This window comes from Lactobacillus sp. UMNPBX12 (assembly GCF_002553955.1).
GTDB classification, from domain to species: domain Bacteria; phylum Bacillota; class Bacilli; order Lactobacillales; family Lactobacillaceae; genus Lactobacillus; species Lactobacillus crispatus.
The window spans coordinates 21,048-27,807 of record NZ_PCYY01000025.1; the positions used below are offsets into that span (position 1 = coordinate 21,048).

The window sequence follows — 6,760 nt, forward strand, 5'->3', positions numbered from 1 at the left end:
GTGAATTAACAAGGATTCACATTCCCTCATAATTTTGCTCTAATGCAAATGAAAGCGATTCCTTAATTATTTGTTTGTGAATTAACAAACTTATTTAAAAAACAGATTTTTGATATTTTTTTAAATCTAACTATAGAGTCTGGTCATACTAATTGATAATGATAAAATATTAATTATATGTGAAAAGATTGAGAACACTGGGGGGCTTATATGAGTGAGAAAAAAACACAGACCGCTTCTGGTTATAAACGAACCCTAAGCAATGCACACATTCAGTTAATTGCTTTAGGTGGAACAATTGGGACCGGCCTTTTTCTGGGGGTTGGTGACAGTATTCACCGCGCCGGTCCTAGCGTTATCCTGATATATATTATTGTCGGTATCTTCCTCTTCCTGCTAATGCGGGCACTGGGAGAACTAATTATGTCCGACTTGAACAAGCACACATATATTGATTTTATTGAACAATATTTGGGTAAAAATATTGGCTTTATCACAGGCTATTTGTATTGGTTAAGTTGGATTACATTGGGTATGGCCGAAACCACGGCCCTAGGAATTTACTTCAAGTATTGGTTTCCAACACTGAAACCTTGGATTCCAGGAATTATTACCATTGTGATCTTGCTGTTAATCAATTTAATTTCAGCTCGTGTCTTTGGCAACTTGGAATTCAGTTTTGCCATTATCAAAATTGTCACGATTATTGCCTTCGTCATCTTGATCCTTTACTTACTAGTAACTGGTGGCAAAACCAGCTTTGGTCCTGTTAGCTTTGCTAATCTTGACGATCATGGCGGCTTCTTCGCCCGTGGCAGTAAAGGATTCTTACAAGGATTTCAAATGGTAATCTTCAGCTTTATTGGAGTTGAATTAATTGGTTTAACCGCGGCTGAAGCACAAAAGCCAGAGACAACGCTGAAGCGAGCAATCAATCAATTGCCAATTCGAATTATTTTGTTCTATGTCATGGCTATTTTAGGAATTTTGCTAGTAATTCCATGGTCCAAAGTTGCTACTAACGCTAGTCCATTTGTTGAGGCCTTAGGTGCTACTGGTATTAAAAATGCTAGTTCTATTATTAATTTTGTAGTTATTTCAGCCGCCGTCTCATCAACTAACAGTTTTTTGTATAGTGCTGGTCGATTACTTTTCTCTGTTACTTTTGATGGTAAAGGAAAATGGAACAAAACTTTTGGACATTTATCAAGAAGGCAGCTTCCACAAAATGCATTGATTTTATCCGCATTATTAATGGGATGTGCACCACTAATCACCTTGGTTATTGGCGATCAGGCCTTTAATTTTATCTCATCAACTTCAACTAGTATGTTTTTAATCATCTGGAGTTTGATGATTTTAACTCACATGGCTTACAGGAGAAAAACACCAGCTAATCGGCTAAACGATTTTCAAATGCCAGGTTACCCTTATATCGATTATGTAATTTTGTCATTCTTCGTTTTAATGATTATCCTGCTATTGATTTTACCAAGCTACCGAGTACCAATGGTCGCTGCAATTGCAATCTTTATTGTTTTATACATCATTTCCAAAATTTGGAGTAATGAAAAAGCTGTTTAAAGCAAAAGGTCGAGTTTTTTAGCTCGACCTTTTATTTTGCAATTTTTTAATTATTTTAGCAGGATTTCCGGCAACTACCGTATTAGCTGGCACATCTTTGGTTACAACGGCATTAGCCGCTACAACGGCGTTTTTACCTACCGTAACGCCAGGCAATATTGTTGCTTTAGCGCCAATCCAGGCGTTTTGTTTGATAACAACTGGCTTTAATTCCAGTTCTTTTCTATGCTGTGGATCCAGCTTGTGATTAACTGAAATCAGGTAGGCTCCAGGCCCAATCAACACATCGTTCTCAATTGTAATCCCGCCTAAGTCGACCATCATCACATTGGCATTAATAAACACGCGCTCGCCTAATTTGATGTTGTGCCCATAATCAGAATAAAATGGTAACCGAATCTCTGTACTAGCAGCTATTTTTTGACCAATTATTTCACTAACCAATTGTCTAACTTCGCAGCTACAATGCCGTTGTGTATTTAAATTCTGCAATAATCGCTGATTCTGTTGGACTAGTTTTCGACGTAAATCGTGATCTTCTGTTTCCATTATTACCACTCCTTTTTCTTGCTCTACTTCAGTTTAAAGGGTAAGCTTATCAATGTACAAAGCTTATAAGGTATGAAGTATAATAACAATTGTTTATAGGTAATTTAAATGGAATTACGTGTTTTAAATTATTTTGTCGCTACAGCGCAAGAATTAAATATGACGCGAGCTGCACAAAAACTATTAGTCTCACAACCTGCTTTATCGCGTCAGATAGCAGATTTAGAGGATGAATTAGGCGTTAAGTTATTCAACCGCCAGCCGCGGCACTTAACCTTAACTCCTGCAGGACAGTATTTATATGAACAAGCAAAAGAAATTCTTACTTTAGCTTCCAAAACCAAGAGTAACCTACAATCTAGTGCTGTCATCAGTGGTGACCTAACTATTGCTGCCGGCGAAAGTTTTGCCATGCAACGTCTAATGAATATCGTCAGCAACATCATTCGGGATTATCCTACAGTTAAAATTCATATTCTAAGTGGCGATTATGAATTTGCAGAAAGGCGTTTAAACACGGGTGCAGTTGATTTTGCCGTAATCATTGGTAATCTACCTTTAGATAATTATGCTTCTCTGCAGCTCCCTGAGAAGGATACATGGGGCGTTTTAATGACTAAGGATGATCCTCTAGCAAAAAAGAGTGCTATTACAGCTGAAGATTTAGTTGGACGAAACGTCTTAAATTCACAACAAGCCGAAAATCGAAAGTACTTTGATTCATGGTTCGGTAATTATAAAGAGCAAATTAATATCATCGGTACTGTTAACTTGAATTTCAACGGTACACTTTTAGTTAAAAATAAAGCAGCTATTATGCTCACACTCGATAAGCTAGCCAATATATCAGATGAATCCAATCTAACTTTTAGACCAATTACTCCAATGTTAAAACAGCCGGTAACAGTAATTTGGAAGCGAGAAACCAATTTATCACCTGTAGCTGATTTATTCCTAAATCGTTTACGAGCATCAATTGATGACGATTAACAAAAATAACCTAGATCGAATTGATCTAGGTTATTTTTTACTTTATTTCTTTTTACGACTAAAACGTTGCTTCAATCGTTGCCATAAGCTTAATGCCCTGCGCATATGATCAGCTGGTACATATTTTCTTATTGCTCGCAATACCTTTTTGGGATCACGTGCCGCAAAAATAAATTTACCATTTGACTTAGTTCTGATTTCAAAACGCGGAATATAACGTCCACCAAAGCGGACATCTGCAACCACATAAGTTACTTCATTCCAAGGAATCTGAACATAATCTTCAACGTTTCGTTCGTTATAAAATTCAAAAGCTCTATCGCCGATCATGATTTTGCCGTATGATGCAATTCCTCTAAACCAGGTTGCATCAACAGTGAGATCGACTTTTGTATTAATTGACTTAGCCATTTATTAAAGAATGCCCCATACGTGGAAGAGAACACCGACAACGAAGATACCGATGATAATCCAGATTGGTGAAACTTTCTTCTTCAATAACCACATACAGAAGAAAGTTAAGAGCAAACCAGCTAAACCAGGAATTAATTGGTTCAAGTTGTCTTGTAAAGTAGTAACTTTAGTACTGCTTAAAGCTTTACCGTTACCCATATCCCATTGTTGAAGAGCGGATTGGATACCTTTAGCACCTGATGGAAGCTTGTCCCATTCGATGTAACCACCCTTTTGAATAGGAGTTTGAGAAACAATTGGAGTGAACTTGATGTTTACCCAACGTTCAATTAAGGCACCCAAGACGAACATACCCATCATTGAAGCACCACGGGTAACCTTTTGAAGCATACCACCTGACATATCACTGGTGATAGCTGAACCAGCCTTGTAACCAAATTCTTGTGTGTACCATAAGAATGCGATTCTGATAATATTCCAGATAACGAAGAACAAGATAGGACCCATTACGTTACCTGCAATGGCCATTGATGCACCTAATGCACCAACAATTGGACGAACAGTGTACCAGAATACAGGGTCACCAACACCGGCCAAAGGTCCCATCATACCAACCTTAACACCTTGGATAGCGTCATCAGTAACTTCTGCACCGTTAGCCTTATCTTCTTCCAAAGCCAAGGTAACACCAAGAACAGGTGATGCTAAGTATGGGTGAGTGTTAAAGAATACTAAGTGTCTTTGTAAGGCAGCAGATAAATCTTTCTTGTTTGGGTATAACTTTCTCAATGCTGGAATCATTGAATAAGCGTAACCACCGTTTTGCATTCTTTCATAGTTCCATGAACCCTGAAGGAATTGTGAGTGCCACATAACGTTAAAACGGTCGCGCTTGGTTAATTTAGTTTTCTTATCAGCCATTATATAAATCCTCCTCTATGCGTTCATTTTAATAGTCATCAATGATATCGCCGAGTGGATCGCCAGTGCCGGCATCGCCAGAATTATTGTTTCCACCGTTGCCACCCTTAGCTTCAAGAGCTAAGTACATCAAAGCCATTGAAAGGCCAATAGCACCAAGGGCGATCAAAGTTAAGTCCTTGATAGCAGCAAGGGCAAAACCAATTGCGAAGAATGGCCATACTTCCTTACTTGCCATCATGTTAATAACCATAGCGTAACCTACGGCTACAACCATCGCACCACCGATAGTCATACCTTCGTTTAACCATTGTGGCATCATTGCAAGCCAACTTCTAACAGTACCTGAAGGGATTGCTAAAAGAAGTGCAGCTGGGATAGCAATTCTCAAACCTTGTAAACATACGGCAATCCATTGCCATAAGTTGATCATACGCCAGTTACCCTTCTTAGCTTCTGCGTCCATGATGTGAACGATAGCAGTTGAAATAGTACGTACGATCATAGTTAAGAACAAACCAGCAACAGCTAATGGGATAGCGATACCAGTAGCAGTACCAATACCCTTAATACCTTGACCACCTTCGATCAAGATAATAGCTGAAGCTACTGATGCTAAGGCAGCATCTGGTGCAACAGCGGCACCAATGTTAGCCCAACCTAAAGCGATCATTTGTAATGAACCACCTAAGGCAACACCTAAATCCAAGTGACCGGTTACTAAACCGATCAAAGTACAAGCAACTAATGGTTGGTGGAATTGCCATTCATCCAAGATACCTTCCATACCGGCAAGAAAGGCAACAAACACAACCAAAATCATTTGAATAGCGTTCATTTATTTACTCCTAATTATTTATTACTTTTTTTCGTCAAGTAAAGTTTGAGCCTTCTTCAAGATAGAATCCATATTACTTGGAGCATCTGAAGGAACTTTTCTTACATCAAACTTAACGCCCATCTTTTCAAGTTCACGGAATGTATCAACGTCTTTTTGATTCATTGATAATACGTTGTTGGCGTTAACATCGCCTTCCTTATATGACATTGAACCAACGTTGATATTCTTAAGATCAATACCGCCTTTGATAGCCCTCAATACATCTTCTGGATTTTCAAACAAAAGAAGTGCATGAGTGTTTCCAAATCTTGGATCTTTAGCAATTTCTTCCATCTTCTTGAGTGGAACAGTATGAGCCTTAACACCAGCTGGTGCAGCTTCACGAATCATACTCTTACGTAAATCATCCTTAGCTACACTATCTGAAACAACAATTACTCTATCAGGCTTCATAGCTGGAATCCAACCAGTTGCCACTTGACCGTGAAGCAAACGTGAATCAATTCTTGCCAAAACGTACTTGATATGACCATCACCAATAACAGTACCTTCTGGAATGCTCTTCTTACTGCCCTTAGCAGCAGCTTTGTCAGCTGCTGGAGCTGCAGCAGCCGTCTTAGGCATTAAGTCAGCTGGCTTAGTCTTAATTCCATCTCTACCAGGTTGAACAACTGCAGTGGCGATGTGCTTTGCAGTTGCATTAGCATCCATCATTCTCTCAGTTAATGCTTGTACAACCATTGGTAAATTCATACCAGCAACAATTGCCCATTTATCATGCTTTTCAGCAAGTCCATTTGCTTGGTTAAATGGAGTACCACCCCATAAGTCAACCAAGAACAAAACTTCATCCTGGTTATCAAATGAAGCAATTGCTTTTTCCATTTTGCCACGAATGTCATCTGGACCTTCATCAGGCTTTAAGATAACATGTGCAAAATTATCTTGTTCACCGAAAAGCATTTGCGCAGATTGTGCAATACCATCGGCAAAGCCACCATGGCTGGCTAAAACAATTCCTACCATGTAATTTCCTCCTCTAGATCAAAAAATGAATCCGCTTTTATTATACGATAAATATAGACTTTAAAAAAGCGTTTTTTGAAAATAATTTCATAAAGTGACAATTTGTTTCAACTAGCCCAAATGCCTTGCCTGACAAGCAAAGATAAAAATTGGTCTACTAAAAAAGAAAGCCTATTTTCATGAATTGAATCATTTTTCACAAATTTGGCTTCCTATTAAAATATATGCTGGTTGAATAATTTCATTTTCATAAAATAACAAAAAAAAGGAAGCCTTCCGCTTCCTTTTTCCCTTTACTCCGGCTGTCAGACTCGAACTGACGACATCTTGATTAACAGTCAAGCGCTCTACCAACTGAGCTAAGCCGGAATATTAAAAAAGAGCACGGCAGCTTCCTTTCCTCGCAGGCAGTTGCCCACCAACTACTTTCGGCGT

General features: G+C 38.6%; 7 protein-coding genes and 1 tRNA gene. 2 read left to right on the forward strand and 6 right to left on the reverse strand.

Annotation, left to right across the window (positions count from 1 at the left end; genetic code table 11):
• Positions 1-210 precede the first annotated feature (210 nt).
• A complete protein-coding gene (locus tag CP363_RS08930) occupies positions 211-1,584 on the forward strand; it encodes an amino acid permease (RefSeq protein ID WP_013085902.1) in 1,374 nt (457 codons plus the stop codon).
• A gap of 18 nt (positions 1,585-1,602) precedes the next feature.
• Here CP363_RS08930 and CP363_RS08935 read toward each other — a convergent pair whose 3' ends face one another.
• Positions 1,603-2,133 carry a DapH/DapD/GlmU-related protein gene (locus CP363_RS08935; protein WP_180947779.1) on the reverse strand — a complete coding sequence of 177 codons (531 nt, stop codon included), beginning with the start codon at positions 2,131-2,133 and terminating at the stop codon, positions 1,603-1,605.
• 108 nt (positions 2,134-2,241) lie between these two features.
• Between CP363_RS08935 and CP363_RS08940 the strand changes: the two genes are divergently transcribed.
• Positions 2,242-3,123: a LysR family transcriptional regulator gene (locus tag CP363_RS08940; RefSeq protein WP_023487890.1), complete on the forward strand. Its 882-nt coding sequence runs from the start codon at positions 2,242-2,244 to the stop codon at positions 3,121-3,123.
• Positions 3,124-3,165: 42 nt separating this feature from the next.
• Here the strand turns inward: CP363_RS08940 and CP363_RS08945 are convergent, their stop codons facing one another.
• The 5 genes from CP363_RS08945 to CP363_RS08965 form a co-directional block, all read right to left on the reverse strand.
• The gene (locus CP363_RS08945; protein WP_013085899.1) at positions 3,166-3,534 is read right to left on the reverse strand and encodes a DUF956 family protein; all 369 of its coding nucleotides are present in this window, start codon (positions 3,532-3,534) and stop codon (positions 3,166-3,168) included.
• A gap of 3 nt (positions 3,535-3,537) precedes the next feature.
• Positions 3,538-4,458, reverse strand: a complete 921-nt coding sequence (locus CP363_RS08950; RefSeq protein WP_005720854.1) for a PTS system mannose/fructose/sorbose family transporter subunit IID — start codon at positions 4,456-4,458, stop codon at positions 3,538-3,540.
• Between the two features lie 28 nt (positions 4,459-4,486).
• A complete protein-coding gene (locus CP363_RS08955) occupies positions 4,487-5,296 on the reverse strand; it encodes a PTS mannose/fructose/sorbose transporter subunit IIC (protein ID WP_005720853.1) in 810 nt (269 codons plus the stop codon).
• Between the two features lie 21 nt (positions 5,297-5,317).
• Positions 5,318-6,325 carry a PTS sugar transporter subunit IIB gene (locus CP363_RS08960; RefSeq protein WP_089146289.1) on the reverse strand — a complete coding sequence of 336 codons (1,008 nt, stop codon included), beginning with the start codon at positions 6,323-6,325 and terminating at the stop codon, positions 5,318-5,320.
• Between the two features lie 296 nt (positions 6,326-6,621).
• Positions 6,622-6,694: transfer RNA gene (locus CP363_RS08965), tRNA-Asn, on the reverse strand.
• Positions 6,695-6,760 lie beyond the last annotated feature (66 nt).